This is a genomic window from Methylomagnum ishizawai, assembly GCF_900155475.1.
GTDB lineage: Bacteria > Pseudomonadota > Gammaproteobacteria > Methylococcales > Methylococcaceae > Methylomagnum > Methylomagnum ishizawai_A.
Map to the genome: position 1 here is coordinate 4,466,085 of NZ_FXAM01000001.1, position 26,350 is coordinate 4,492,434.

General features: G+C 64.5%; 19 protein-coding genes. 11 read left to right on the top strand and 8 right to left on the bottom strand.

From position 1 onward, the window contains the following. Positions 1-55 precede the first annotated feature (55 nt). Together B9N93_RS20130 and B9N93_RS20135 are read right to left on the bottom strand one after the other, a co-directional pair. Positions 56-2,869: a class I adenylate cyclase gene (locus B9N93_RS20130; RefSeq protein WP_085215991.1), complete on the bottom strand. Its 2,814-nt coding sequence runs from the start codon at positions 2,867-2,869 to the stop codon at positions 56-58. Between the two features lie 9 nt (positions 2,870-2,878). Further along, positions 2,879-3,646, bottom strand: coding sequence for a GGDEF domain-containing protein (locus B9N93_RS20135; RefSeq protein ID WP_085215992.1), 768 nt, complete (start codon positions 3,644-3,646; stop codon positions 2,879-2,881). Positions 3,647-3,759: 113 nt separating this feature from the next. Between B9N93_RS20135 and B9N93_RS20140 the strand changes: the two genes are divergently transcribed. The 4 genes from B9N93_RS20140 to smbP (B9N93_RS20155) all read left to right on the top strand — a co-directional run bounded on the left by B9N93_RS20140 (position 3,760) and on the right by smbP (B9N93_RS20155) (position 5,716). Beyond that, complete coding sequence (locus B9N93_RS20140) at positions 3,760-4,329, top strand: IMPACT family protein (RefSeq protein WP_085215993.1); 570 nt, start codon at positions 3,760-3,762, stop codon at positions 4,327-4,329. A gap of 15 nt (positions 4,330-4,344) precedes the next feature. Continuing rightward, positions 4,345-4,734 (top strand): CoA-binding protein, encoded by a 390-nt coding sequence (locus tag B9N93_RS20145; RefSeq protein ID WP_085215994.1) that lies wholly within the window; start codon positions 4,345-4,347, stop codon positions 4,732-4,734. A 78-nt stretch (positions 4,735-4,812) separates the two neighbouring features. Beyond that, the gene (smbP, locus tag B9N93_RS20150; protein WP_085215995.1) at positions 4,813-5,208 is read left to right on the top strand and encodes a small metal-binding protein SmbP; all 396 of its coding nucleotides are present in this window, start codon (positions 4,813-4,815) and stop codon (positions 5,206-5,208) included. Between the two features lie 169 nt (positions 5,209-5,377). Then, positions 5,378-5,716 (top strand): small metal-binding protein SmbP, encoded by a 339-nt coding sequence (gene smbP, locus B9N93_RS20155; protein ID WP_125469084.1) that lies wholly within the window; start codon positions 5,378-5,380, stop codon positions 5,714-5,716. A 34-nt stretch (positions 5,717-5,750) separates the two neighbouring features. Here the strand turns inward: smbP (B9N93_RS20155) and B9N93_RS20160 are convergent, their stop codons facing one another. Beyond that, a complete protein-coding gene (locus B9N93_RS20160; protein ID WP_085216354.1) occupies positions 5,751-6,674 on the bottom strand; it encodes a DNA/RNA non-specific endonuclease in 924 nt (307 codons plus the stop codon). A 160-nt stretch (positions 6,675-6,834) separates the two neighbouring features. On the opposite strand from B9N93_RS20160, the gene B9N93_RS20165 reads away from it, so the two are divergent. The 3 genes from B9N93_RS20165 to B9N93_RS20175 all read left to right on the top strand — a co-directional run bounded on the left by B9N93_RS20165 (position 6,835) and on the right by B9N93_RS20175 (position 11,433). Beyond that, positions 6,835-8,610 carry an SLC13 family permease gene (locus B9N93_RS20165; protein ID WP_085215997.1) on the top strand — a complete coding sequence of 592 codons (1,776 nt, stop codon included), beginning with the start codon at positions 6,835-6,837 and terminating at the stop codon, positions 8,608-8,610. 78 nt (positions 8,611-8,688) lie between these two features. Continuing rightward, a complete protein-coding gene (locus tag B9N93_RS20170) occupies positions 8,689-11,013 on the top strand; it encodes a hybrid sensor histidine kinase/response regulator (RefSeq protein ID WP_125469085.1) in 2,325 nt (774 codons plus the stop codon). Between the two features lie 75 nt (positions 11,014-11,088). After that, positions 11,089-11,433 (top strand): zinc ribbon domain-containing protein YjdM, encoded by a 345-nt coding sequence (locus B9N93_RS20175; RefSeq protein WP_085215999.1) that lies wholly within the window; start codon positions 11,089-11,091, stop codon positions 11,431-11,433. A gap of 116 nt (positions 11,434-11,549) precedes the next feature. Here the strand turns inward: B9N93_RS20175 and B9N93_RS20180 are convergent, their stop codons facing one another. Then, positions 11,550-12,323, bottom strand: coding sequence for a dienelactone hydrolase family protein (locus B9N93_RS20180; RefSeq protein ID WP_085216000.1), 774 nt, complete (start codon positions 12,321-12,323; stop codon positions 11,550-11,552). Positions 12,324-12,859: 536 nt separating this feature from the next. Between B9N93_RS20180 and B9N93_RS26880 the strand changes: the two genes are divergently transcribed. Beyond that, on the top strand, positions 12,860-13,012 hold the full coding sequence (locus tag B9N93_RS26880) for a transposase (protein ID WP_085216001.1): 153 nt from the start codon (positions 12,860-12,862) through the stop codon (positions 13,010-13,012). A gap of 376 nt (positions 13,013-13,388) precedes the next feature. After that, a complete protein-coding gene (locus B9N93_RS20190) occupies positions 13,389-14,621 on the top strand; it encodes an anion transporter (RefSeq protein WP_217807325.1) in 1,233 nt (410 codons plus the stop codon). Positions 14,622-14,632: 11 nt separating this feature from the next. Here B9N93_RS20190 and B9N93_RS20195 read toward each other — a convergent pair whose 3' ends face one another. From B9N93_RS20195 to fusA, 4 genes are all read right to left on the bottom strand, one after another. Next, the gene (locus tag B9N93_RS20195; RefSeq protein WP_085216002.1) at positions 14,633-16,345 is read right to left on the bottom strand and encodes a hypothetical protein; all 1,713 of its coding nucleotides are present in this window, start codon (positions 16,343-16,345) and stop codon (positions 14,633-14,635) included. 2 nt (positions 16,346-16,347) lie between these two features. Then, entirely contained in the window at positions 16,348-16,599 is a 252-nt protein-coding gene (locus tag B9N93_RS20200) for an acyl carrier protein (RefSeq protein WP_085216003.1), read from the bottom strand. Between the two features lie 115 nt (positions 16,600-16,714). Then, positions 16,715-18,220, bottom strand: coding sequence for an amino acid adenylation domain-containing protein (locus tag B9N93_RS20205; RefSeq protein WP_176225349.1), 1,506 nt, complete (start codon positions 18,218-18,220; stop codon positions 16,715-16,717). Positions 18,221-18,290: 70 nt separating this feature from the next. After that, the gene (gene fusA, locus B9N93_RS20210; protein ID WP_085216005.1) at positions 18,291-20,351 is read right to left on the bottom strand and encodes an elongation factor G; all 2,061 of its coding nucleotides are present in this window, start codon (positions 20,349-20,351) and stop codon (positions 18,291-18,293) included. Between the two features lie 311 nt (positions 20,352-20,662). On the opposite strand from fusA, the gene B9N93_RS20215 reads away from it, so the two are divergent. Further along, entirely contained in the window at positions 20,663-21,331 is a 669-nt protein-coding gene (locus tag B9N93_RS20215; RefSeq protein ID WP_085216006.1) for a PEP-CTERM sorting domain-containing protein, read from the top strand. Between the two features lie 593 nt (positions 21,332-21,924). Further along, positions 21,925-26,253: an SdrD B-like domain-containing protein gene (locus B9N93_RS20220; protein WP_085216007.1), complete on the top strand. Its 4,329-nt coding sequence runs from the start codon at positions 21,925-21,927 to the stop codon at positions 26,251-26,253. Positions 26,254-26,350 lie beyond the last annotated feature (97 nt).

The following is a 26,350-nucleotide window of genomic DNA, read 5'->3' on the forward strand; positions in this document are numbered from 1 at the left end:
TCCCGCTAAAAAACGGCGGTGGGAACGACCCACCGCCGTTTTTTTAGCGCCCGAGCTACGGCCTGGGCTGGTTCAAGCGCTGCTCGATCTTGCGCTTGTACAACAGGAAATGTACGGTCTGGAGCTGCTCCGCCGTCTCGACCCCCAGGATCGACAAGGGCAGGTCGATATCGCTGATATAGATCGGATAGCGCAGCCCGCTCCGGCGCAAGGCCAGGATGTGTTCTGCCGCCGCCGCGAACACATCCCGCCCGCTCTCCATGGACGAAAACTCCCGGTCGTCGCAGGCGATGGTATACGCCGCCCGCCCCGGCCCGATCTCCTGGGCGAACACCCGCACCTCGATCTTTTTGCCGACCGCCCCCGGCGGGAACCCGGCGGGCCGCACGGCATATTCCCCCGCGCCATCGCGCTCGACCAGGTAATACTCGATCCCCGCCGCCGCCAGCACATAACGCTGCGCCACCGCTTCCAGGAACACCGCATACGGTCCCAGCACCACCGACGGTCCCAAAGGTTCGTGGACCCGATGGAACAAGGAGCCGCGCTCGTCCAGGACGAACACCCGCACCTGCGCCGCCTCCACCAGGCAGAATACCTGGACCGCCCCCGGCTTGTTGCGCCGGTAGAGCGCGGGCAAAGGGTCCGGCCCATCGCCCGCCAGGGCCGGATCGAAGCTCAAGGGCGCGAAGGCCGCCCTGGGCTCGGCCAGCTCGGTATAAAGCCGGTCCTCGTCGGGAATCTCCCGGAACTCCACTCCCAAAGGCAGGCGCTCGAACAAGAAATAAGAGCGCCCGCCCCGTACCAGGTAACGCGCCGCGCCCGTGCCGAACGCCGCCCGCAGGTCGCGGTACAAGGTTTCGACCCGGCCCGCGATGGTGCGGGCGCGGGTGGTGGAAAAGCAAAAACCGTGGAATTCCGGGGCGGCCCCGCCGGATTCGCCGACCAGTTCGGCCAAGCAGGCAAACAGCCCGCTCAAGCCCAGGTATTGATGGACCAGGATTTCGCGCCAGGAAGTCAGGATCAAGGCATCGACCCGGTCGATCAGGTTGGCCCGCTCATAGCCATAGCTCAGGGCGTCGTAGCGGTTGCTGGCAGGCCGCAGGTTATCGCGGCGCTGGGCCTCGGCATCCACGCCCAGGTTGATGAACAAGGCCACGGCCACGGCGCGGGGGGGGCGGGTGTATTCGTCCAGGGTTTCCGATTCCGCCCGTTGCGCCTTGAATACCCCGGCCAGGGCGTCGCATACCTGCCTCAGCTCCGCAGGGCCGAATACGCTGTTCTGGGTTTCCAGGAACGGATTCATCGATGGGCGGTACAGGCCGTTATGCACCAGCCAGGTGAGGTTTTCCAGGAGGCTCCGGGTTTTGCGGAGGATGGGCGGCGCGGCGGCGGCGCCCGTACGCCGCAGCGATAGCGCCCAGCCCGGTTCACCATCGGCCAGCCGGATTTCTTGCAAGGCGTAGTCCTCCGGCTCGATATGGTCACCGCCGTCCAGGCAGAGCGTGTCGATCTTACCCGGCTTGCGTTCCAGCGCGGCGGCCATGCGCCGCCCCAGCCGGATGATTTCCTCGCCCACCAAGGCCCGTCCGCCCGAATGCAGCAAGGCGAACCGGCGCATCCCTTCATAGCTCAGGCGCAGTTCGCCGGCGATGGCTTTCTGTTCTTCCAAGGCCGCCACGACGCGCCAACGGCGGCGCTGTTCGATGGCTTTGAGCCGGGCGGGGGTCCAACCCCAATCGCGCACCATCCGGGCCAGGACTTCGCGCCGCCGCGCCTTCTCGGCGGGAGCCGCCGTCACCGCCGCCATCAGCCCGTTGATCTTGAGGTAGAAGCTTTGGCGGGCCAATTCCAGCCGGGCGCTTTCGCCGCGCCCGAGCAGGTAGCGCTCGACCTTGCGGTACATCAGGAGATAGGAATCGAGTTCCTCGCTATCGGTACGGTCCTGGTACAAAGCCGCCTTCAAGCGGGTGCAAAGCCATTCGATGCGCGGGTATTCGGCGCTGTAGCTCTCCATCAGCAGCAGTTTAAGCAGGGATTTGTGCGGGGAGGCGATGGCCTTGTTCAAATGCCACAGCGCCCCGCCCAGGAATTCCTCGGCCCGCACCTGTTCCAGCCCGCCGAAATCGATCAAATCGTCGGCGTTGACGAAGCGGTTGTCGATCAAATGGCGGAGGTATTCGTCATGGCGGTCCTCTTGCTCCGGCGGCACCAGCCACCAGCCCGGAATCCGGCCCGCCAGCCACACGCTGGTGCGGTAGAACTCCTCCAACAGCAAATGACGCTGCACGCTGCCGCAGCTCTCGGTCGAGACCGGCGTGCCCTGGCCTTGCCGGAACAGTTCGCTGTCGATGAAGAAGATATGGGCTTCCAAGCCCAGGGACGCGGCCCATTGCTCGATCCCCGCCGCCTTGCGGTGCAGTTCTTCCAAGCCGGATGCGGCCAGGCCGGGCCGGTGGCACAGCCAGATATCGAGGTCGCTTTTGCGGGAATAGGCGATGCTGCCGACACTGCCCATGAGGTAGAGGGCGTCGATGGGATATTCCGGGCGCAGGGCGCGGCTACGGGTCTCGAAGCTTTTGGAGAGCCGGGCGGCGCAGCGCAAAGTGGCACGGCCCGGTTGATAATCCGGGAGTCCGGCCGGGGTGTCGAGGCTGACGAAACCCGGCAGGTTGGGATGGTTGCAATGGAACAGCAAGGGCAGGAGGTCGAGGAATTCGCGCTGGCGGAGGGTCTGGCATTCCTGGATATGCTGGGCTTGCAGACGGTGCAGGTTCTTGAAGCGGCGCACCACGGTGGCGAGGTCGCGGCGGTCGATGTCCTCGCCGGGAACGCCAAGATGGATGGGACGGGCGTCGGGACCGGACATGCCCCGGCCTCAGCGCTGGGGCGGGGTGGGCAACAACCGCCGCAGGAGCTTGCGGGCGTCGTCGCCGGTGCGCCAATCGGTGGCGGACACCGCGATGGACCCGCCCCCGGCCCGGACCCGCGCCGCCCGTTCCGCCCCGAGCTTGGCGGCCAGCGCCTCGGCGGCGGCCAACCGGGTTTCCGGCAGCACCACTAGGAACGAGTTGGCGTCGAAACGGCCAATCTGGTCGGCCCAGCGCAGTTCGGCGTTCAATTCCTGGGCGACGCGCTTGAGCGCTTCGGGATCGGGTTCGCCGTCCGGCGGCAGGACGCGCAAGAGAATCGCCGCCAGCGGATTGCCGTAGCGGCGGCTGCGGCCCATTTGATTTTCCAGCGCCTGTAGGATGGCCCGGAGGTTGAGGACGCCGGTTGCGGGATCGCGGGTTTCGAGGCTCTGGGCCAGGGCGCGGTATTGGTCGCGTTCCTGGGCCAGCCGCGCCTCCGCGCCCATGTCCTCGAAGAAATAGGCGGTGCCGCCCGCCGCCAAGGGCGTCTGGGTACGCCGCCAATGGATGGCTCCGGCCACCGTCTCAAGCGTGCCTTCGGTGGCCGCGCCGAACCAAGCCGCGACCGGGGGTGCCGTCCAATCCAGCCCGACCAGCGCCACAGGTTCACCGCCGCACCAAGCCGCCCAGCGCCGGTTCGCCCAGGCGATCCGCCCGGCTTCGACGATCACGGCCCCGCAGGGAGCCGCGTCCAATACCTCGCGCAAGGCCAGCGCCGCCACCGAATTCCCCATGCATACTTACCTCGTGTCCGAGCGCCGTCGCGCTCTATCCGACAGTTTACCGGAAGCGCGGGCCTTGCCCTATGATGGCGGTCCCCGCTCCACGCCCCACGGCCCGGCCTGCCATGCTGTTGATCGAACAAAGCTCCGAAGTCCACCACACCGTCAACCATTCCCGCTTCATCGGCTTCGCCCTGCCCTGCGCCGACGAGCGCGAACTGCGGGCGCGGCTGTCCCAGGTCGCCCGCCAACACGCCGACGCCCATCATCTGGCCTTCGCCTACCGCATCCAGACCGGGCAGGGGCTCGCCACCTATTGCACCGACGCGGGCGAACCCGGCGGCACGGCGGGACGGCCGATCCTGGCCCATCTGGAAGGCTTCGCCGTGGTGAACGCCGTGGTGGCGGTGATCCGCTATTTCGGCGGGATCAAGCTGGGAGCGGGCGGCTTGGTGCGGGCCTATGGCGGCACCGCGAAACTGGCCTTGGAAGCCGCCCGGCTCATCCCCTATGTCGAATACACCCACATCCGCCTGAGCATCGCCTATCCCGACCTTCAACCGCTGACCTACGCCCTGGGCAAGGCGGGCGGGGAAATCCTGGCCAAGGACTTCGGGGCGCGGGTGGATTTGACCGTGAAGCTCCCCGCGCCGGAAGCCCCGGCCTTCCTGGCCCGGTTCGGCGGCAAACCCTGACCCCGGGGAGATTCCATGGACTTGATCGGACACCTCGACACCCCCGGCCTCCGCATCGCCCTGGTCGGCGCGACCGACGATCCCGGCAAATTCGGCGCGGCCATCTACCGCGACCTTAAGCGCAAGGGCTACCGGGTTTATCCCGTCAATCCACGCCGCGCCACGGTGGACGGCGACCCGACCTATGCCAAGCTCGGTGATTTGCCCGAGAAACCGGATTGGGTGAACCTGGTGGTTCCGCCCACCATCGGCCTCGCGGTGTTGCGCGAATGCCTGGCGCTTGGGCTGCAACGGGTGTGGTTACAACCGGGGGCCGAGGACGCGGCGATCCTGGGGTTCTTGGACGCGCACGGCTTCGCATACGTGGCCCGGCGCTGCATCATGGTGGAGAGCCGGGCGCAGTAATCATCCGTAGAGACGCCCCCTATCCACCCGCCCATAATCCGCGCCACCTTCCCCCGCACTCAGCAAGGAGCCACCACCATGCCCACCAGGACCGCAGCCGGATTATGGGCGGCGTTCGCCGCCGCGCTGGTCGCTACCCCGACCCTCCTCCCCGCCTCGCCCGCCCAGGCCGAAGCCGCGCCGGAAGCCGGGAAATCGCCGGAAACCGGCAAACAACACATCCAGGCGGCCCTCAAACACGCCAAGGAAGCCGCTAGAAGCGGCAAGAAAGGCGATGCCAGCGTAGTCGCCCAGCACGCGCAACTGGCGAAAACCGAAGTCGAGGCGGCGCTGGGCCAAAGTCCCGACAATCCCCACCTCAAGGCCGCGCTGGACAGCCTGAACCAAGCCATCCGCCAGGGCGAATACGGCGGAGGCGAAGAAGCCAGAGCCGCCGCCCACGAAGCCGTCACCCACCTCAAAGCCGCCCAATAGCCCGGTCCCAGGTTTTTGGACGCGGGATGCAGCAACCGGGCTGGAGGCCGGTCTAAGGCTCACTTGCCAGGCGACCGGACCCGGTCCCCGGCGAGCCGACCCAGCCCATAAGGGTCGCACACCCACCCCGCACCACGGGGCAATACCAATAATCCCAATGGAGGATGCTATGCGTGGAATCAACCTGTTCAGTCTGAAGGTCGGCGTCCTGGCCGCGCTGCTGGCCCTGAACCCAGCCATCGCCGCCGAGAACCACAAGGCCGAAGCCCTGAAACACGCCGAGGCCGCCGCCGAAAGCGGCAAGAAAGGCGATGCCCCGGCCGTGGTCACCCACGCCGAAGCCGCCAAACCCCATGTCGAGGCCGCCGAGAAGGAGAAAGCCAGCCCGCATTTCGAAGCCGCCGACAAGAGCCTCGACAGCGCTATCGAACATGGCAAGATGGGCCATGCCGACCTCGCGGGCAAAGCCGCCGAGGAAGCCGTCACCCACCTGAAGGCCGCGCCCTAGGCCCCCGCGCCGGACGGGCCATCCGCCCGGCGCCTCACTCCCTCCCCGTGAATTTGCCCTTCCTGTCGCCGTAGCGCCCGGCCACCGCCGCCCATTCCCCCACCTGCCAGAACACCGGATCGATCTTGCCTTCCGCCGCGGGTTCGAGCTTGGGATCGAGTCCGGGGAAAAAATCGAAGCCGGTACGGCGCTCCACCTCGTCCACCGTCACCACGAAACGATCCAGCGACTCGTTGCCCCGCACCGTCTGCGGCACCACCACGGCCAGGAACCGGGGCGCGCCGTCCGCGCCCTGGGCCGCGTAAATCTTGTAGCAGGCATCCGGCACCTCGACCCGGAACGCCGATTTGAGCCGTTCGGTGCCGCCCTCGAACACCGGCCCGGTGACGACCCACAGCTTGCCGAGGCGCGGGGCCAGCCGGTCCAGTTCCATTTCTTCCAGCCGTTCCCACACCCGTTCGTTCAGCGCCGCCGTCTGCGGCACGATATTGGTCATCAGGAAGGTATCGCGCTGGCCGGCCCGGCCATACAGCAGGCTGATGGCATGGTTCGGGGCCATGTGGCCGCGGTCGTAGCCGCTCTTGTCGTAATCGTCGTGGCCGATACGGGTCAGGCTGCGCCCGTCGGCGATGAAACGGTTGAGGCGCTTGAGGTGCGGGGCGTCGGCGGGCGGGGCCGAAAGGGCGTAGATCACCCACAAAGGATCGCCGCGCAATTCCGAGTAACCCGCCAGATAGCCCTGGTTGCGGAACACCCGCGTCCAGGTCATGGGATCGGCCCAACGGGTGGCTTGCGGCAGGCCCAGATAGGCCATCTGTGGCCGGACATATAGCGCTTCGTAGCCATACCAGCCCCCCAGTCCGGCCAGCGCCAACAACAAGGCCACGGGATTGCCGCGGCCCCAGCGCCACACCCCGGCGAACAGCGCCCATAGCGCCAACAGCTTGCGTAGATTCACGGTATCGCACCCCAAAACATGGCAAAATCGGGAATTTTACCGGCGGTTCCGGGTTCGGAAACCCTCCGCCCCGGCTTCTACCCTGCCGCCTATCCCCCTAAAATCCGTCATCTTATTCAAATCATCCAAGATCATCGTTCAAATAGGGAGGGGCAATTCGATGGGTACTCAAGCCTGGATCGCGGTCGGCGTGGTATCGGGGTGCTTGGTTTTCCTGCTGTCCACGGCGGCGGCACCGGAATTGATCCTGATGGGCGGGGTGGTGGCCTTGCTCATGTTTGGCGTGTTGACGCCCGAGCAAGCCCTGGGCGGTTTCGCCAACGAGGGCATGATCACCGTGGCCCTGATGTATGTGGTGGTGGCCGGCATCCGCGAGACCGGCGGCGTGGACCTATTGGTGCAGTACGTCCTGGGGCGGCCCAAGACCCTGCGCGGCGCATTGCTGCGGCTGACGGTGCCGGTGGCCACGGTCAGCGCCTTCATGAACAACACGCCCCTGGTGGCGATCTTCCTGCCGGCGGTGTTGACCTGGGCCAAGCGCCTGCAAGTCTCGCCGTCCAAGTTACTGATCCCCCTGAGCTATGCCGCGGTGTTCGGCGGCACCATCACCTTGATCGGCACCAGCACCAACCTGATCGTCAACGGCCTCCTGGTCAGCGGCAACAAGGGCCATCTGGGCTTGTTCGATATCGCCTGGGTGGGGATTCCCTGTTCGGTGCTGGGCATTCTGTACATCTGGTTGCTGGCCCCGCGTTGCCTGCCGGAACGCAAGCCCGCCAGCGCCGTGTTCGAGAATCCCAAGGAATACACCGTGGAAATGGCGGTGGAAGACAACGGCCCCTTGGTCGGCAAAACCATCGAGGAAGCCGGGTTGCGCCATTTGCAGGGCTTGTACCTGGTCGAGATCGGGCGCGGCGAGGAAGTGTTGGCGGCGGTCGGGCCTTACGAGCGCTTACAGGCGGGGGACCGGCTGGTGTTCGCCGGGGTGGGCGATTCGGTGGTGGAATTGCAGCGCATCAAGGGCCTCCGGCCCAGCATGGACCACGCCTTCACCCTGGAAGACCGGACCCACCGCGAGCGCGTCCTGGTCGAGGCCGTGATCTCGCCGCATTGCGCCTTGATCGGCAAGACCTTGAAGGAAGGCCGGTTCCGCATGGCCTATGGCAGTTCGGTCATCGCCATCGCCCGCAACGGCCAGCGCCTGGAAGGCAAGCTCGGCCAAATCCGCCTGGAAGCCTCCGACACCTTGCTGCTGGACGCCCGCCCGCCGTTCCTGGAACGCCACCGCAATTCCAACGACTTCCTGCTGATCAGCCAGGTGTCGGACTACATCCCGGTGCGGCACGAACGCGCCACGCTGGCGTGGTTGATCCTGACGGCGGTGGTGGCGAGCGCCAGCCTGGAATGGCTGTCGATGCTGAAGGCCGCCATGCTGGGCGCGAGCGCCATGCTGTTGACCGGCTGCTGTTCGGTGTCGGAAGCCCGCAAGAGCCTGGACGGACAGGTCTTGCTCGCCATCGCCGCCTCGTTCGGCCTCGGCAAAGCCCTGGAACTCAGCGGGGCGGCGTCGGGGGTGGCGCACGGCTTCCTGGCCCTGGTGGGCGGCGAACCCTGGCTGGCGCTGGCCCTGTTCTATTTCCTCACCGTGGTGCTGACCGAACTGCTCAGCAACAACTCGGTGGCGGTCCTGATGTTCCCCCTGGCCCTCGCCATCGCCGACAAGCTGGGCGTGAGCTTCTGGCCGTTCGTGGTCGCGGTGATGGTCGCCGCCTCCATGGGCTTCTCCACGCCCATCGGTTACCAGACCAACCTGATGGTCTACGGTCCCGGCGGTTATCAGTTCCGCGATTTCGTGCTGTTCGGCGTGCCTTTGAATCTCCTGATGGGGATCGTGGCCTTGATCGTGATTCCCTGGATGTGGCCGTTCCATCCTTGAATAGGGTGGTGGGCGGTGGAGCGGAATAGTATCCTCGTCCCCTCCCCCCTCGCACCCGGCGGACACGGAGCGCACATATTGAAGCAGCCGGAATCCCAAGACGCCTCCCATCCTCCCAGCCACCCCCCCGCCCCATCACCGGAATTCGCCGACAACCCCTGGCTGGACGAGCTACCCCACATCGTTTGGGTCGCGGACCCGGACGGCGGTGCCGTCCATTTCAACCACGCCGGGCGGGATTATATGGGTGCCGACCCGGCCGGCGCGGATTGGTCGGCCTGGGTCCACCCCGAGGACGGCCCGGTCCTCGGGGCGGCGTGGACCGAGTCCCGGCCCTATGCCGTCGAGGCCCGGCTGCGGCGGCGCGACGGCGCTTACCGCTGGTTCAGGATCGTGGGCAAACCGCTGCCCGATGCCGGGGACGGGATCGCGCATTGGTTGGGCACCTGCGACGATATCCATGAATATAAACAGACCGAACACGCCCTGGCCTCGAAACACGCCCTGCTGGCCACCGCCCCCATCGGCCTGGCCTGCCTCGACCTGGAACTCCGCTACGTCCAGATCAATTCCGCCCTGGCCGATATGAACGGCCTGCCGGTCGACGCCCATCTGGGCCGGAGCGTCGCGGAGGTCCTCCCGGAACTCTGGCCGGGCTTGGCCCCGGTCTTACAACGGGTGTTGGATAACGGGGAAGCGCTGGTCGATCTCGAACTCAGCGGCGAGACGGCGGCGGAACCCGGCATCACCCGGCATTGGCTGGCCGGCTATTTTCCACTGCGGGTGGAGACGGCCCTGGTCGGCCTGGGCGCGGCGGTCCTGGAAATCACCCCGTTCAAGCGGACCGAGGCGCTGCTGCGCGAAAGCCGGGATTTCAAACGGGCGGTGCTGGATTCCATGGAGGCGCAGATCGCCGTGCTGGACCGCGACGGCGTCATCGTCGAAGTCAACGCGCCTTGGCATAGCTCGGCCCTGGCCCGCGGCTCCGAACCCGGCAGGCCCGCTCCCCGCACCGGGATCGGCACCAACTACCTGGAAGTCTGCCGCGCCTGCCAGGGCCCGTCTTCCGAACACGTCCTGGAAGCCCATGACGGCATCCGGGCGGTGCTGGACGGGGCGCTACCCTGTTTCCAACTGGAATATCCCTGCCATATCCCGGACCAAGAGGAGTGGTACAGCATGAAAGTCACTCCCTTGGGCCCGGATATCCGGGGCGCGGTGGTGGCCCATAGCCGCATCACCGAATACAAGCGGATCGAGGTCAAGCTGGCCGAACAGGCCCGGCAGCTACGCGAGGCCGACCGCCGCAAGGATGAATTCATCGCCATGCTGGCCCATGAACTCCGCAATCCCCTGGCCCCCATCGGCAACGCGCTCAAGATCATGGGCCACACGGACGGCCTGCCCGTGCGGGCCGCTTGGTGCCGGGGAGTGGTCGAGCGCCAGGTCGAGCATCTGACCCGCTTGATCGACGACCTTCTGGACGTATCCCGCATCAACCATGGCCGCATCGAACTCAAGCGGGAACCCCTGGCGCTCCAGGAGGTGGCCCGGCAAGCGGTGGAAACCAGCCGCCCGCTGTTCGAATCCCGCCACCAGCGTTTCTCCCTGGCCGCGCCCCGCGAGCCGATCTGGATCGAAGGCGACCGCATCCGGCTGGCCCAGGTGATCGCCAACCTGCTCAACAACGCCGCCAAATACACCGGCGAGGGCGGGCGCATCACCCTGGCCCTGGAAGCCCGGCCCGGCCATGTGGACATCCGGGTCCGCGACACCGGCTGCGGCATCGACCCGGCCTGCCTGCCCAATTTGTTCGAGCTGTTCTACCAGGCCGACCACAGCCTGGACCGCGCCCAGGGTGGCCTGGGCATCGGCCTGTCCTTGGTGCGGCGCCTGGTGGAGATGCACGGCGGCGAAGTGCGGGCGTTCAGCGCCGGGCGGGGGCGGGGCAGCGAATTCGTGGTATCCCTGCGGCGGCTATACAGCGTCCCGGTTCCATCGGCGGCCCCCCTCCCCGGCCCGTCCCCGGCGGGGCTGAAAAAAATCCTGATCGTGGACGATAACCAGGACGCCGCCGAAAGCCTGGGCTTGTTGCTGGGACTCGGCGGGCACCGGGTCTGGATCGCCCATGACGGGCCGGACGCCCTGACCATGGCCCTGGCCGAACCGCCCGAGGTGGTGCTGTTGGATATAGGCTTGCCGGGAATGGATGGCTACGCGGTGGCGCGGGCCATGCGTGGATCCGCAGGCACGGACCGCCCAACGATCATCGCCCTGACCGGCTATGGCCAACCCGAGGACCGGGAGAAAACCCGCGCCGCCGGTTTCGACGCCCATTTGGTCAAGCCGGTCGATCTCGACACTTTGAACCGGCTGCTGGGCGCCGCGGATCGCGGGCCGTAGCGTGGGCTCCCGCCGTGGGGATGGCGGCCCGCCCACGGGTATAATGTGTGGTTTCATCCGAGCCGTACCACCACCATGTCCAATGTTTTCCCGCCCTGTCCCCAATGCGCCCTTGAAAACACCTACCCCGACGGCGACCGCTATGTCTGCGCCGATTGCGGCCATGAATGGTCCGCCACCGCCCCGGAGGACGCCGACGCCACCGATAGCCGGATCGTCCGCGACGCCAACGGCAATGTGCTGGCCGATGGCGATGCCGTGGTCCTCATCAAAGATTTGAAGGTCAAGGGTTCGTCCACCGTCCTGAAGATGGGCACCAAGGTCAAGAGCATCCGTCTGGCCGATGGCGACCACGAAGTCGATTGCCGGATGGAGGGCGGCAATTTCATGCTGAAAGCCTGCTATCTGAAGAAGGTCTAGCGGGTGGCTCGTGGGATGGCTGGCCGGTATGTTGGTAGGCCGACGGGTTTCGGCGACCGCTTCCACCCTTCCATGCGCCACCCACAGGAAAAGCGCGAACGCTCCCCGCCGACGGTTTACAGGGGCGGCCCCAGGTCGTCCTCCCCGGCCGGCTTCTTCTTTTTCTTGTCGGCCTTGGCGTTCGCGGACGCGGCGTAGGCACCGGCGTTCTTGAGGGTGACGGTGGGCGGGCCTTCGACGGTGTGGGCAATCAAGGTCGCCACCCGTTCCAGGGCCAAGCCGGCCGCCTCGGCGCTATAGCCCGCCCGGCCCTCGGCGGCGAAACCATGGCCGGCCGGATATTCGTACACCCTGACATCGGGCCGGGTCGAGCGGAACCCGATGATCCGCGCCGCCGGGATGTGGGGATCGGCCAGACCGAAATGGAGTTGGGTCGGTATCCGCCGCTTGGGGCCGGGGTCTTCGGCGATGCCGCAGCCGTAGTAGCCGATGGCGCAGGCCAGCCCCTTCACCAGGTTCGCCGCATGGTAGGCCAGATACCCGCCCCAGTCGTAGCCGATCAAGACCACCTTGCCATGGGCGGCGACGGATTCGACCGTGGCCTGGATATCGGCCATGGCTTTCCCGAAACCCACGCCCCGGACCAGGGCCAAGCCCTCGGCGGCACCGGCCTCGTCCGCGCCCAGTTCCACGCCCTTCTTGGCACGGTCGAACAAACAGGGCGCGACCGCGACGTAACCCCGCGCCGCGTGGGCGTCCACCACGTCCCGGATGTGCCGGGTCACGCCGAACAATTCCTGAAGCACCACCACCGCGCCTTTCGGCGCACCCGCCGGGTCCGCCCGGTAGGCGGAGAAAACAAAGCCGTCACTTGCCGTAATATCGATCATCGTCGCTTATCTCCAAACTTGGATCCGCCCGCGACCCGCCCCCGGAAGGATCGGTCCCGTCCGGCCAATGGGCCGCCACCTGCCGGAATCCCATGGGTTTCGCGTTCCGACCGCAGCGTTTCCGGCCCTGGTCCGCTACGCAGGTTCCGGGCCAGGGAGCGGGTGGGTGGCCGGTCGCCGCCCCTGGGGACCGTGCTGGATATGGGCCGGGCCTCCTTAGAGAAACATAGATTAATCAATGATTTGGAGCTGGTCGGTCCGGGTTTTCCGCCGTCCGCCCTCACAGTTGGGAGATATGGTCCGGGGTGTGGCCATCGCTGTCGGCGGGCATTAACTCCACTAAATACCATGTAATTTACTCAACATTTTGTCCGGTCCCGCCGCACGAAACGCGACAAGGGGAACGGGCGGCGGGATGTCCGGGCGGAACCCAAGCGCGGTGGGCACCGGATCACCCTGGGCAGGCGGCAGGCTAATTGTTTAATAGCCGGGGCCGGAAACCGGGGGAAAGCCTTTATGGCGGGCTTCGCGGCCCTATGCTGGCTGCCGCGCCCTGGATCATGGAACGCGCGTTGGGCTGGCTGAACCATTCCCGACGGCTGAGCAAATGCTACGAGCGCCTCACCCGGACCGACGCAGCCTGGATTTACATCGCCATGACCCGCATCATGCTTCAGCGAATAGCTTGAGCGGGGAATTCCCTAACAGCCTCTAAGCGATTCCGGCCCAAGGCAAAAACCGGGCTTGGATTCTTACCCTTATTTTCACCCTCTTACCACCCTCCACTCACCTCCACAGGGAAGCCGGTTGCCCCGTGGCCCGGAAGATGGGAAAATGGCCCAAGCTATTGTTTTCAAATGACCTTATACCTAGAACGGCTCATGCTGGTCGAACCCGACTCCCAAACTCCCAAGGGGAAGGTCGTACGTTCCAATCGTATTCGGGGCACCCTGTTCATCAAAGGCTTATCCCCATCACGGGGGTGGGCCTTTTTCGTTTGCGGCGGATTCCATCCGGCTCTTCACCCAGGCCGGTCCTCATCACACTCCACGCGAGGCTTTGCCCTTGACCACCATCGCCGTGATTTTCGCCTTGGTCTACCTCGGCATGTTGCTGGGGGGTTTGCCGTTCTTGCAGTTGGACCGGACCGGCATCGCCCTGCTGGGCACCATCGCCCTGCTGGTCAGCGACTCGATCACCCTGGAGGACGCCGGGCGGGCGATCCATATGCCGACCTTGATCCTGCTATTTGCCTTCATGGTGGTGGCGGCCCAATTACGGCTGGGCGGCTTTTACGGCTGGATCACCGAGCGCTTCGGGACGCTGCGGACCAGTCCGCCGGGCCTGCTCGCCGTGTTGATCGCGGTGGTCGCGGGGCTTTCCGCCGTCTTCAGCAACGATGTGGTCTGCCTTTCCATCGCCCCCGTCTTGATCGACATCTGTCTGTACCGCCGTCTCGACCCGGTTCCGTTCCTGCTGGGACTGGCCTGCGCGGCCAATATCGGCTCGGCGGCCACTTTGATCGGCAATCCGCAAAACATGCTGATCGGCGGCAGGTTGGGCCTTTCGTTCACCGGCTACCTGCAAGACGCGGCCATTCCGGTGCTGCTCGCCATGATCGTGACCTGGCTGGTGATCGCCGGTCTCTGGCGGGGGCGGTGGGCCGGGCAAAGCCGCCCCGGCCCGCTCGAAACCGCAACCCACCCCCCCACCCAGCTCGATGGGTGGCAAGCCGCCAAAGGACTGCTGGTGGCGGCGACCCTGTTCGTGTTATTCCTATTTTCCGGGGAGTCGCGGGAGTTATTGGCCCTGGGCGGGGCCGGCCTGCTGCTATCGTCCCGCAAGCTGCATTCGCGCCAGATGCTGGGCTTGGTGGATTGGCAAGTGCTATTGCTCTTCATCGGCCTTTTCATCGTCAACGCCGCCCTGGAACGCACCGGCCTGCCGCAACGGGCGGTCGCCGACTTGGCGGCTTCCGGGGTCGATTTGCACCGTCCGGCGGTGCTGTACGGCGTCACGTTCCTGCTCAGCAACTTGGTTTCCAACGTCCCGGCGATCATGCTGTTGCTGCCGGTCGCCGCCCCCAAGGACGGGGCGCTCCTCGCCCTGTCGAGCACCTTCGCCGGGAATTTGCTGGTCATCGGCAGTATCGCCAACATCATCGTGATGGATGCCGCCGCCCGCCGTGGTATCCACATCGGTTGGAAACAACATGCCTGGGTCGGCGTGCCGGTGACTTTACTCACCCTGGGGATTGCCGCCGCGTATCTGTTGGTCTGGCCGGGAGCGATGCGCTAACACGGTCCCCGTCATCCAGAGAGCCCCAGCCCGATCAAGAACAAGCGCCCATAATCCGCCAGCGTCCCGCCCTGGCAAGGCCGGGCGAACACATGGATCAAGGCATAAAATTGCAAAGTGCCATACACCGCCAGGATATCCAGCGGCCAGCGCCCGTCCCAGGTCCAAGGCTTGCGCTTGCTCCGCTTGCCCAATAGATAAAGTTCGGTCAGCGCGATCCCCAGGCCCAACAGGACGAAATAAGGCCAGGTCTGCAATACGCCCCAGAAATTCTCGAAGCGCAAACCCTTATAGAAAAACTCTTCCGGCACATGTCCCCAAAACAGATTGCCGAAGCAAGCCGCCGCCATCGTTGCCACGAAAATCCGCAGCCGGGTATGCTGCTTGAAAAACCGGAAAAACACCGGATAAAAGAACGCCCGCACCAGGAATTCCCGGTAATGGAAAGTGAAGCGCGTCCAAAATGAAACCAGGTTGGTCGCCAACCAAGGCCGGTCGAAATAAGGGTCCATCCGATAGCCGAATACCCGCCATACCCCGGTTTTGAAATGCAATACCGCCGCCCAGACCAGGAACCAGCGCACTTGATCCAATAGCGTGGTCAGCAATACTGAAGCCGTGGTCGCCGTGTGGGTCGCGACATAATCGCACACCAATTGCTTGGTATGGGCCTGATGGACATCCAGTCCCAGCGCCGCGAATCCCGCCACCAAGCGCAGGCGCAAATATTCGCCAAATACCAGATACAGCAAAGCCACGCCCCAGATCTTCACGCCTTCCCAAGCCAGTTTGTTCTTATCCTCGGCCAGATAAGTTTCATCGAGATAGCGATACCCTTGGCCGATGGCCACGCCCCAGTGCCAATTGGGCAGGGCGGCGGGCGTCAGGAACACGGCGAGATACTCCCGGAAAGCCAGGTCTTGCGGTACTTGCCGCTGGTTATAATCGATGTGGTACAGCATCAGCCGTTCCCATTGCCAGAAGAACAGCAAAATACCCAGCGGCAGTTTCCAGGCGTGGCTCCCCAAACCCTCGGCCAACGCACCCAGCAAGACCACGATCAAGGCCGATTGGATGGCGACGATCCGTGCCGCCGCCAAGGCGCGGGGCTGGCGCTCCAAGCGCGGCAAACCGTGGCGGTAGAGTTCCATGACCGCCCAACCGGCCAGCAAGGCCGGGGCGGCACCGGCATCGCCCCCGGCCAAGGCCCAATAGCCCAGGCCGCCGCTCGCGGCGGCGATGGCAAGCCCGAACCGCGGCGGGCAAGCATGGAACAACAGGTAAACCACTCCATGCGCCGCCAGCAAGCCCGCCAAGGCCGCGCCGCCATACACCACCCACCCCGCCAGCAAGAACCACAGCACCAGCGCCGTCCGCTTATGCCGCAGCGGCAGGAAATACGCGCTGAGGAACGCACCGGCCACCGCGCCGAACAGCACCAGGCGCTGGTCGTCGGTGTCGAGCGCATCGGTATCGGCTCGATACATCCACAACTTGCTATCGACATTGTGGTCGGTGTCGAACACACCTTCGGGCACCCAACCCAGCCAACGGGCCAAGTCTTCCGGGGCAGGCAGGCCCAGCGCCGTGGCGGCGTGGGTGAACAGGTAGCCATAGACGGCCAGCATCGCCAGCACGGCGGCGACGGTTTTGGGGTCGTGGCGGACGGCGTTTTCGGCGCGGCGGGAGGCGCTGGCGGGGCGGTTGCGGAACAGGCCGGCCATGCCTAGCCCGCGAGCTTGGCGAGTACGAAATCGGACAGGGCGTCCAGGGTCTCGAAATTATCGGCGCTGATATCGGCGTCGCCCAGTTTGATGCCGAAGCGCTGTTCCAGGAATAACACCATTTGGATGACCTCCATGGAATGGGCGAACCAATCGTCGAGCAAAGGGGTATCCGGGGTTAATTCGCCGGTTTGTTCCGGGGCGCTGTGTTGGAGATGGGCGGCGAGTTGGGCGATAACCGTATTTTTATCCATGGCGTGGGCTTCCGGGAGTTTTTAGGAATAAGGTAGCCCGCATGGAACGGCGCGTCATATGGGGCACGCGGCCCGGGGACCGAATCCCCCGGATCGCGCTATCGCTCCATCCGGGTTACGCGGGGGAGGAGCATCCGGCCAACAGGGTTTCCCGGTCGATCTTGCCATTGGGCGTGACCGGGAAATGGTCCAGGTATTGGCAGGTTTGGGGAATCATATAGGCGGGCAGGCAGGCCGCGAGTTGTTGCCGCAAATCGGGCAGCGGCTGGCCGCTGGCGGCGGTATAGAACGCCAGTATCCTTTGCCCGGCGCGGTCGTAGAGGGCGCAGCACTGTTGGATGCCCTCGATCCGGCCCAGGGCGGTTTCGATTTCGCCGAGTTCGATCCGGTGGCCCAGGTATTTGATTTGCTGGTCGCGGCGGCCCACGAAATAAATCAAGCCATCCCGGCCCGAGCGATAACCATAATCCCCGGTTTTATACAGGATTTCCCGGTAATGGGGGTTGCCGGGGTGTTGGATGAAAGCGGCCTGGGTTTGCTCCGGGTTGTTCCAGTAACCTAAAGCCACGCCGATACCGCCCACACAGATTTCCGCCACGGTATCGGGTTCGGCGACCACTCGGCCCACGTCGTCCAGGAATATGATTTTGCTATTGGCGCAGGGTAGACCCAAGGGCACGGCGTCGAGCCCGGCCAATTCATCCCCGAAGATATGAAAAATGGCATCGACCGTGATTTCGGTCGGGCCGTAGAGATTAGATAACAGGGCGTGGGGGAGTTTTTCGCGCAGGTATTTCAGGGTATTGAGCGGCATGGCCTCGCCCGCGAATAGGACTTTCCGCAAGCTTTCCAACTTCCGCCCGGAAAATAAATCGAAGGCGGCGATATTCGCCAATAACGAAGGCACGAAGAAAATCAGGCTGATGCGTCGGGCTTCGAGATAGGCCACCAAATCCGACAGGAAACGGAATGTGCGTTTGGGAATGAGATGCAGGGTGGCCCCGGTGGCGAAACTGGCATAGAGGTCCAGCACCGAGTTGTCGAAATATAAGGGGGCTTGGCTGCCGATGATTTCGTCGGCGTGGATTTGGTAGGTCGCCACCACCCAATCGATGTAGTCGATCACGGCGGCGTTGGCGATGGTCACGCCCTTGGGTTCGCCGGTGGTGCCGGAGGTGAAGATGATATAGAGCGGGTCCAGCCCGGTCAGCGGGGCGAGGTCCGCGAGCAAGGCCGTCGCCTGCGCGGGATCGTGATCCAGCGCGACGGTCCGGCCCGCCACCTGGAAATCCGCGCCGTCCCATTCCACCACGGGCGGATCGTCCAGCAAGCGCCACACCGCCGCCCGCCGCGCCGCGGGACTCGTGACATCGAAGGGCACGTAGATATGCCCGGCGAGTTGCACGGCCAAGATCGCCGCCACCGCCGCGCTGGATTTGTCGATGGCGACCACCACCGGGCGGCGCGGTCCCGGCACGGCTTGTTTGATGCGCCAGCCTAGGGCTACGGCTTGCCGCCACAGTCCGGCATAGGTGATGGACCCCTGCACATCGACCAGGGCGGTGCGGTCGGGGTGGCGGTCCTTCGTGCTTAGGAAATAATCGAGCGCAAGTCTTTGCATGGCGGGAACGGGGATGGGGTGGCCGGACGGGTTGCGACAGCGTAACCCGCCCCGGCGCGGAATCCCAGGCTCAATCCTCCGGCCTGGGCTTGAACTGCGCCGCCAATTGCGCCTGCACATTGGGCGGCACCGGCTCGTAATGGCTGAGTTCCAGGGTATAGGAACCTTGCCCGGCGGTCAGCGCCTTGAGCCGGGAATGGTAGCCTTCCAACTCGGCCAAGGGGGCGCGGGCCTTGACCTGGGCCATGCCGCCCCGCGCCGGATGATGGCCCGTCACCTGGCCGCGCCGGGCCGACAAATCGCCGCTGACATCGCCGATGGCGGATTCGGGGATGTTGAGTTCGATGGCGACGATGGGTTCCAGCAGGATGGGCTTGGCCTTGGCGATAGCGTCGAGGAAGGCTTTCTTGCCCGCCGACACGAAGGCGACTTCCTTGCTATCCACCGAATGGCTCTTGCCGTCGTAGACCGCCACCTTCACATCTTGCAAGGGATAGCCGGCGATGGCCCCGAGTTCCAACACCTGATGCACGCCCTTGGCCACCGCCGGGATGAATTGGCCGGGGATGGTGCCGCCCTTGACCTCGTCCACGAACTCGAAACCCGCCCCGCGCGGCAAGGGTTCGACCCGCAGGAACACCTCGCCGAACTGGCCCGCGCCGCCGGTTTGTTTTTTGTGGCGGTGATGGCCTTCGGCAGGGGTGGTGATGGTTTCGCGGTAGGGGATTTTGGGGGTGTGGGCGTCCACGTCGAGCCGGTATTGCTCGTGCATCTTTTCCAACACCCGCTTCAAATGCAGTTCGCCCAGGCCGTGCATCACTTCCTCGTGGGTCGAGGCATCGTAGTCCACATGGAAACTGGGGTCTTCGGCCTCGATCTTGTGCAGGACTTCCGACAGTTTATGCTCGTCGCCCCGGCGCTTGGGCTTGATGGCGAGGCCGAACACCGAATGCGGGAAATCCAAGGGCTTGAGGTGGATATGGTCGTCCTCGGGCGCATCGTGCAAGACCGAGTCGAACACCACTTCCTCGACCTTGGCCACGGCGCAGATATCGCCCGGCCCGGCGCGGTTGATCGGCATATGCTGCTTGCCTTGCAGCATGAACAACTGGTTCACCTTGAACGGCTTGCGCGATTCGCCGACGAACAGCTGGGTGTCCGGGGTGATGGTGCCCTGGTGGACCCGGAACACCGTCATCTTGCCGACATAGGGGTCGATCTCCACCTTGAACACATGGGCCAAGACGTGCTTGGAAGGATCGGGCACCGAGCGGAACGGCACGGCGTCCTTGCGCTCGCTATTCGAAGGCCAGCGCTCGAACAAGGGCGGATTGCCCTCGCCGGGATGGGGCAGGAGTTTCACCATCATATCGGCCAGTTCCGCCACCCCCGCCCCGGTGCGGGCCGAGACGAAGCACACCGGCACCAGATGCCCTTCCCGCAAGGCCGCCTCGAACGGCGCGTGCAATTCTTCCGGGGCGATCTCGCCCTGTTCCAGGTAGCGGGTCATCAAAGCCTCGTCCACCTCCACCACTTGATCGACCAAGGCCCGGTGGGCTTCCGCCACCGAGGAAAAATCGGCCTCGCCCGCCGGATTGAAGAAGCAATCCACCACGCGGGCACCGTTGGCGGCGGGGAGGTTGATGGGCAGGCATTCCTTGCCGAAGGCGTCCTGGATTTCCCGCAAGAGTCCGGGCAGGTTGCCGTTCTCGCCGTCAATTTTATTGACAACGATCATCCGGCATAGGCCACGGGCCTCGGCCCAGTGCATCATGCGCTGGGTGGTGAATTCGACACCGTTCTGGGCATTGATCACCACGGCCACGGTCTCCACCGCGTCCAGGGCGCATAGCGCCTGCCCCAGGAAATCGGGAAAGCCGGGTGTGTCCAATAAATGGACGCGGGTATCTTGGTGGACGAGATGGGCGACGGCGAGTTTCAGCGAGTGTTGGTGGGATTTTTCGAGGGGCTCGTAATCGCAGACGGTATTGCCTTTCTCGACGCTGCCGGGCGTGTTGATCATGCCGGTCTTATGCAGCAAGGCTTCGGCCAGGGTGGTTTTGCCCGCCCCGCTCTGGCCCACCAGGGCGAGGGTGCGGAGGTTTTCCGTGGGATAGGCCAAGGCATTCATAGTGTTTCCCTCCGAGGCTTGTTCTGTTATCTATTCATAGCGCCGCCCGCGAGTGTAGGCGAGGGGGTGGGAAGGTTCAAGCGGCCCTACGGTCCTGATAAAGCCCAGTCCCACCAGGGCCGGATTTGTATGGATTTTCTTACGGCGGACCCCGCCGCCGCCGCCAAACCCCGTCCGAACAGAGAAAAATATCGCGTCCAGACAAAGCCTTGGCCGACATGGTGCGATTCATGCTATGCCGGAGGCAGGCGCTGGCTTGACGGCACCACCGCAAACCAGCCGGAAAATTTTCGATTCCCCGAGGAACCACAATGAACCAAAACGCTCCTTACCGCGGCCTGATCGGCACGGTGGCGGCACTCGCGCTATGGGGGTTCGCCACCCTGGGCCAGGCCGCCTCCCTGGTCACCAAAACACCCGGTCTGCCCGATATCGACAGCAGCGGCGACAGCCCCCACCTCGAAATCCATTACAACGCCGGCAGCCAAGCTTTCTCGGCCAACAGCGGCGGGTTTTTCTTCTTCGATCCCGCGCCCCCCACTTATTTTTCCGACGGGAGCTATTCGGTGTCGGCCCAGATCGACACCAGCGGCAACCTGATCGCCGATCCCGGCAACCTCGTCAGCCTGTACGGCGATATCGATGGCGGTACCGGCGTCCTCAACCTCTTCACCGGGCATATCTCCCAGTTCGCCTATACCTTCGACGCCTCCGCCAACACCAGCGAATTCCAATTCGTGGTCGATGTGACCAGCACCGACGCCAGCCTGGGCTTCAATCCGGGCACGCAGGTCGGCATCATCATGCTCAGCCACACCAACTGGGGCAGCTTCGGCGGCGGCTTCGACGACACCGCCGGCACGGCGACCGTCGATAACTTCCTCCTCGCCTCCGTCCCCGAACCGTCCATCCTGGCCCTGTTGGGCATCGGCGCCTTGGCGACCGGCCTTCGTTCCCGGCGCGGCGCGACAACCGCCTAAACCGGCCCCGGCCCAAGCCCGGCCATGGGCCGGGCTTCACAATTCCGAAGCCCATCCCTCTTGCCACCGCGGCGGCACCAGAGCGAAACTTTGCCGACGCGGGATGTCTGGAATTTTTTACTCCTTCCCATCCCTCCGACACTTCCCAGGAATATCCAGCCAGCGCTTGCCAACCCAAGCGGGGCGAAGGCGTCCCGTGGGCAGTAACACGCCCATAGACCACTTGACGGCGCAGGGTGGCAACGCCAGGCCGGGGTATCCGTATGCGATTTTTTACGATTTAGCTGGCTTTCCTTTACAAAGCCCTGAAAAAAAACAAAATTTCCCTTACAATCAAATGCTTACATTAAAAAAGATAGGGTGGCCCGGTTTGTGCTTACACCAAGTATCCAGGTTAATTACCACAAAACACCTGAAAAACAAAGTGATTTAAGTCTCATTTTGGACAATAAAGCCGCGAACCCGCTGGCGGGATTGGAGATTTCCCCGGCCCAGGTTCACGGCAATACACGGCCCATGGATACGCAATATTTCGATGTCGCCCCCCGTCATTGGCTCATCGATGAATACAATCAATCAAAAGTGACAATAAAATGAGTCCATTCATCCGACCATTCACACTACTAGCCCTCTTGTCCTATTGGGTCGGCGGCTCTGCGGCCATACCGACACCTGGCTATCCCAAGATACAGCTCACCAACCCCGGCAGCCTCAGCTATAACGCCGCTTCCGGGCTGGTCACCCTCAGTTCCTCCCTCAGCACCGCGACCCTGGTGTCCGGTGGCAGCGCGGCCTTGGTCCAGCCGATCGCTACCGCCGCTTCCCGGAACCTCAGCGTCAAGCTGATGCTGAACCCGGCCAACGGCAGCTTCGTGGGCGGCGTGACCGGCAACGACTTGGTGGTGACCGGCAACATCGGCAGCAGCTACGCCTCCCCCCTGCTGACCGGCGAGGTCTTGAGCTTCCAATACAGCGATACCGCCAGCGCCACCGACACCGCCGAATTGCGGGTCAAAGTCACCGGCGGCAGCCTCGCCAGCGATCCCGGCTACCAAGGCCAGGACATCGGCATCCTGTTGACCCTGGAATCGGTCACGATCAATCCCGTGGTCTATAGCCAGAACTTCACCAGCGCCTCGGCCAAGGGCAATTTCGGCCCGATCCCGCCGGTCGCCGCCCCGCCCTGCACCGTGGAAATCGGCGATTACGTCTGGCAGGACAGCAGCCGCGACGGCATCCAGGACAGCGGCGAACCCGGCCTCAACAACGTCAAGGTCAACCTGCTGGACGCCAGCAACGCCGTGGTCCAGTCGATCCTGACCGCCCAGGGCGGCCCGACCAACCAGGACGGCTACTACGTGTTCTACGCCCAGTGCGGCACCTACACCGTCTCGGTCGATACCACCACCCTCCCGGCCGGCTTCTCCCCGACCACCCCGAACGCGGGCACCAATCCCACCGCCGACAGCAACGGCAGCCCCTACACGGTGAGCCTCGGCACCGACGGCAGCGCCGACGATAGCATCGACTTCGGCTATACCCCGCCCTGCACCGGCAGCATCGGCGATTTCGTCTGGCAAGACACCAACCTCAACGGCAAGCAGGACGGCGGCGAACCCGGCCTCGACGGCATCACCGTCTACCTGAAAGACAGCACCGGCACCACCATCCTGGCCACCGCCACCACCGGCACCGGCGGTCCCAACAACCAATCCGGCTACTACCAGTTCTCCGGACGTTGCGCGGGCAGCTATCTGGTCGAAGTGGACGCCACCACGGTCCCGGCCAACTTCACCGCCACTACCACCAATGTCGGTGGCGACGCCAGCCTGGACAGCAACAGCCATCCTGCCCCGGTGACACTGGCGAGCGACAGCGGCAGCGACCAAAGCGTCGATTTCGGCTACAAGCCGCCCTGCACCGGCACGCTCGGCAACCTCGTCTGGAACGACCTCGACCGCGACGGCATCCAAGACGCGGGCGAACCCGGCATCAACGGCGTCAAGGTCTTGCTGCTCGACGCCAACCAGAACCAGATCGCGATGGCGATCACCAATCCGGGCGGCTCCGGCAACCCGGACGGCCTGTACCAGTTCACCGGCTTGTGCGCGGGCACCTACTACGTCAAGGTCGACGAAACCACCCTCAACCCCGATCTGGTGGCGAGTCCGGTCAGTGTCGGCGGCAACCGCACGGTCGATAGCAACCCGCAGCCGGCCCAGGTGGTGTTCACCCTCAACAACGGCGGCGACCAAACCCTGGATTTCGGCTACAACTCCCCCTGTAAGGGCAACATCGGCGACTACGTCTGGCACGACCTCGACCGCGACGGCATCCAGGACGCGGGCGAACCCGGCATGAACGGGATCACCGTCAACCTCAAGGATTCCACTGGCGCCATCGTCGCCACCACCGTGACCGGCCCCGGCGGTCCCGGCAGCCAGGACGGCTACTACCAGTTCAACGGCCTGTGCGCCGACAACTACACGGTGGAAGTGGACACCGCCAGCCTCCCGACCGACTACACCGCGGCGCCATCGGTCCAGGGCAACAACACCAACCAGGACAGCAACGGCAGCCCCGCCACGGTCAGCCTGGGAACCGACACCAGCACGGCCCAAGATATCGACTTCGGCTTCCTGTCGCCCTGCTCCGGCGTCATCGGCGACTATCTCTGGGAAGACGACAACCAGAACGGCCTCCAGGACTCGACCGAACCGGCCCTGGACGGCATCACCGTGCAGTTGAAGGACGGCCTGGGCAATATCGTCGCGACCGATATCACCGGCACCGGCGGTTCCACCGGCAAACCTGGCTACTACGAGTTCCGGGGCTTCTGCGCGGGCACCTACACCGTGGTGGTCGATCCCACCGGCCTGCCGCCCGGCTTCGTCCCCACGCTGAACAACGTGGGCGGCAACCGGGGCGTGGACAGCAACGGCAGCCCGGCCAGCGTCACCCTGGCCTCCGACAACGCCAGCGACCTCAGCATCGATTTCGGCTACAAACCGCCCTGCCTCGCCAAGATCGGCAACTACGTCTGGGCCGACAAGAACCAGAACGGCCTCCAGGATGCCAGCGAAACCGGCATCAACGGCGTCACCGTCAACCTGAAGGACAGCAGCGGCACCCTCATCTACACGGAGCAGACCTACACCAACACCAACCCCGGCTATTACCAGTTCAGCGGCCTTTGCACGGGCAGCTATAGCGTCGAGGTGGACGGTTCCACCCTGCCGCTGGGCTATATCCCGACCACCGCCCTGGTGGGCGGCGACCGCGGTGTCGATAGCAACAACATCCCGAGCGCCGTCACCCTGACGACCAACAGCAGCTACGACAGCACGGTGGACTTCGGCTATGTGCCGCCCGCCAACCTGGGCGATAGGGTCTGGAACGACGCCAACGGCAACGGCATCCAGGACGGCGGCGAAACCGGCCTCGTCGGCCTCAAGGTGGAGCTGTACCAATGCACCAGCAACACCCTCAAGGGAACCACCTACACCGGCACCGACGGCCTCTATGGCTTCCCGAATATCGCGCCGGGCAGCTATTACATCCGCGTCTACGCCAACGCCACCTACCCGGTGTTCACCACCGCCAACCTGGGCGGCAACGAAGCGCTGGACAGCGACGCCAACGCCAGCGGCGTCACCCAGTGCGTCACCTTGACCTCGGGCCAGACCTACAACGACCTGGATGCCGGGTTGCAACCGGCCACCGCCAGCCTGGGCGACTTCGTGTGGAACGACGCCAACCAGAACGGCTTGCAGGATAGTGGCGAGGCGGGCATCGGGGGCGTCTTGGTCAGCCTCTATAACTGCGGTTCGACCGCCGCGCTGCGCACCACCAACACCGGCTCCGATGGCAAATACGCCTTCACCGGGCTGGTGGCGGGCTGCTACGAAGTCGGCTTCCAAACCCCAGGCGGCTACACCCTCACCGTGGCGAACGTGGGCGCGGACGACGGCATCGACAGCGACCTGATCCAGACCACGGGTCGCACCACCGCCTACACCCTGGCGATAGGGCAGGCGTTGACGACCGTGGATGCCGGGTTCTACACCAAGGGCTCCAATGGCTGCGACGAGGACGACGACGATAAGGACGGCGATAAATCGGGCGACAAGGACGACGACAAATCCGGCTGGGGCGACAAGTCCGACGACAAGGACGGTGATAAATCCGGCTGGGGCGACAAGTCCGACGACAAGGACGGTGACAAATCCGGCTGGGGCGACAAGTCCGACGACAAGGACGGCGACAAATCCGGCTGGGGCGACAAGTCCGACGACAAGGACGGCGACAAGTCCGGCTGGGGCGACAAGTCCGACGACAAGGACAGCGACAAATCCAGTTGGGGCGATAAATCGGACGATAAGGATGATGACAAATCCGGCTGGGGCGATAAATCGGATGACAAGGACGGCGACAAATCCGGTGGCGGCTCCAGCAGCGACTGCGAACACGACCACGATCCGTGTTCCAGTGGCAACACGGGTTCCGGCGATAAGTACGGCGACGACAAATCGGGCGATAAATCCTGGGACAAGTCCGACGACAAGGACAGCGACAAATCCGGCTGGGGCGATAAGTCCGGCGACAAATCCAGTTGGAACGACAAGGATGGCGATAAATCTTGGGACAAGTCCGATGACAAATCCGGCGACAAGTCGGATGACAAGGACGGGGATAAATCGGGCGCGGGTAGCTGCGGCGATAAGTCCGATGACAAATCGGGCGATAAATCCGATGACAAGTCCGGCTGGGACGATAAGTCCGATGACAAATCCGATGACAAGTCCGGCTGGGACGATAAGTCCGATGACAAATCCGACGACAAGTCCGGCTGGGATGACAAGTCCGATGACAAATCGGGCGATAAATCCAGCTGGGGGGGATGGTATGGCTGGAAACACTAAACCCTAGCTTCGTCCACCATCGGGGCGCGGCTCGACGCCTGTCCCGGAAACCAAGCCCTTGCCCTTACGGGGCAAGGGCTTTTTCATGTCCGCCGCC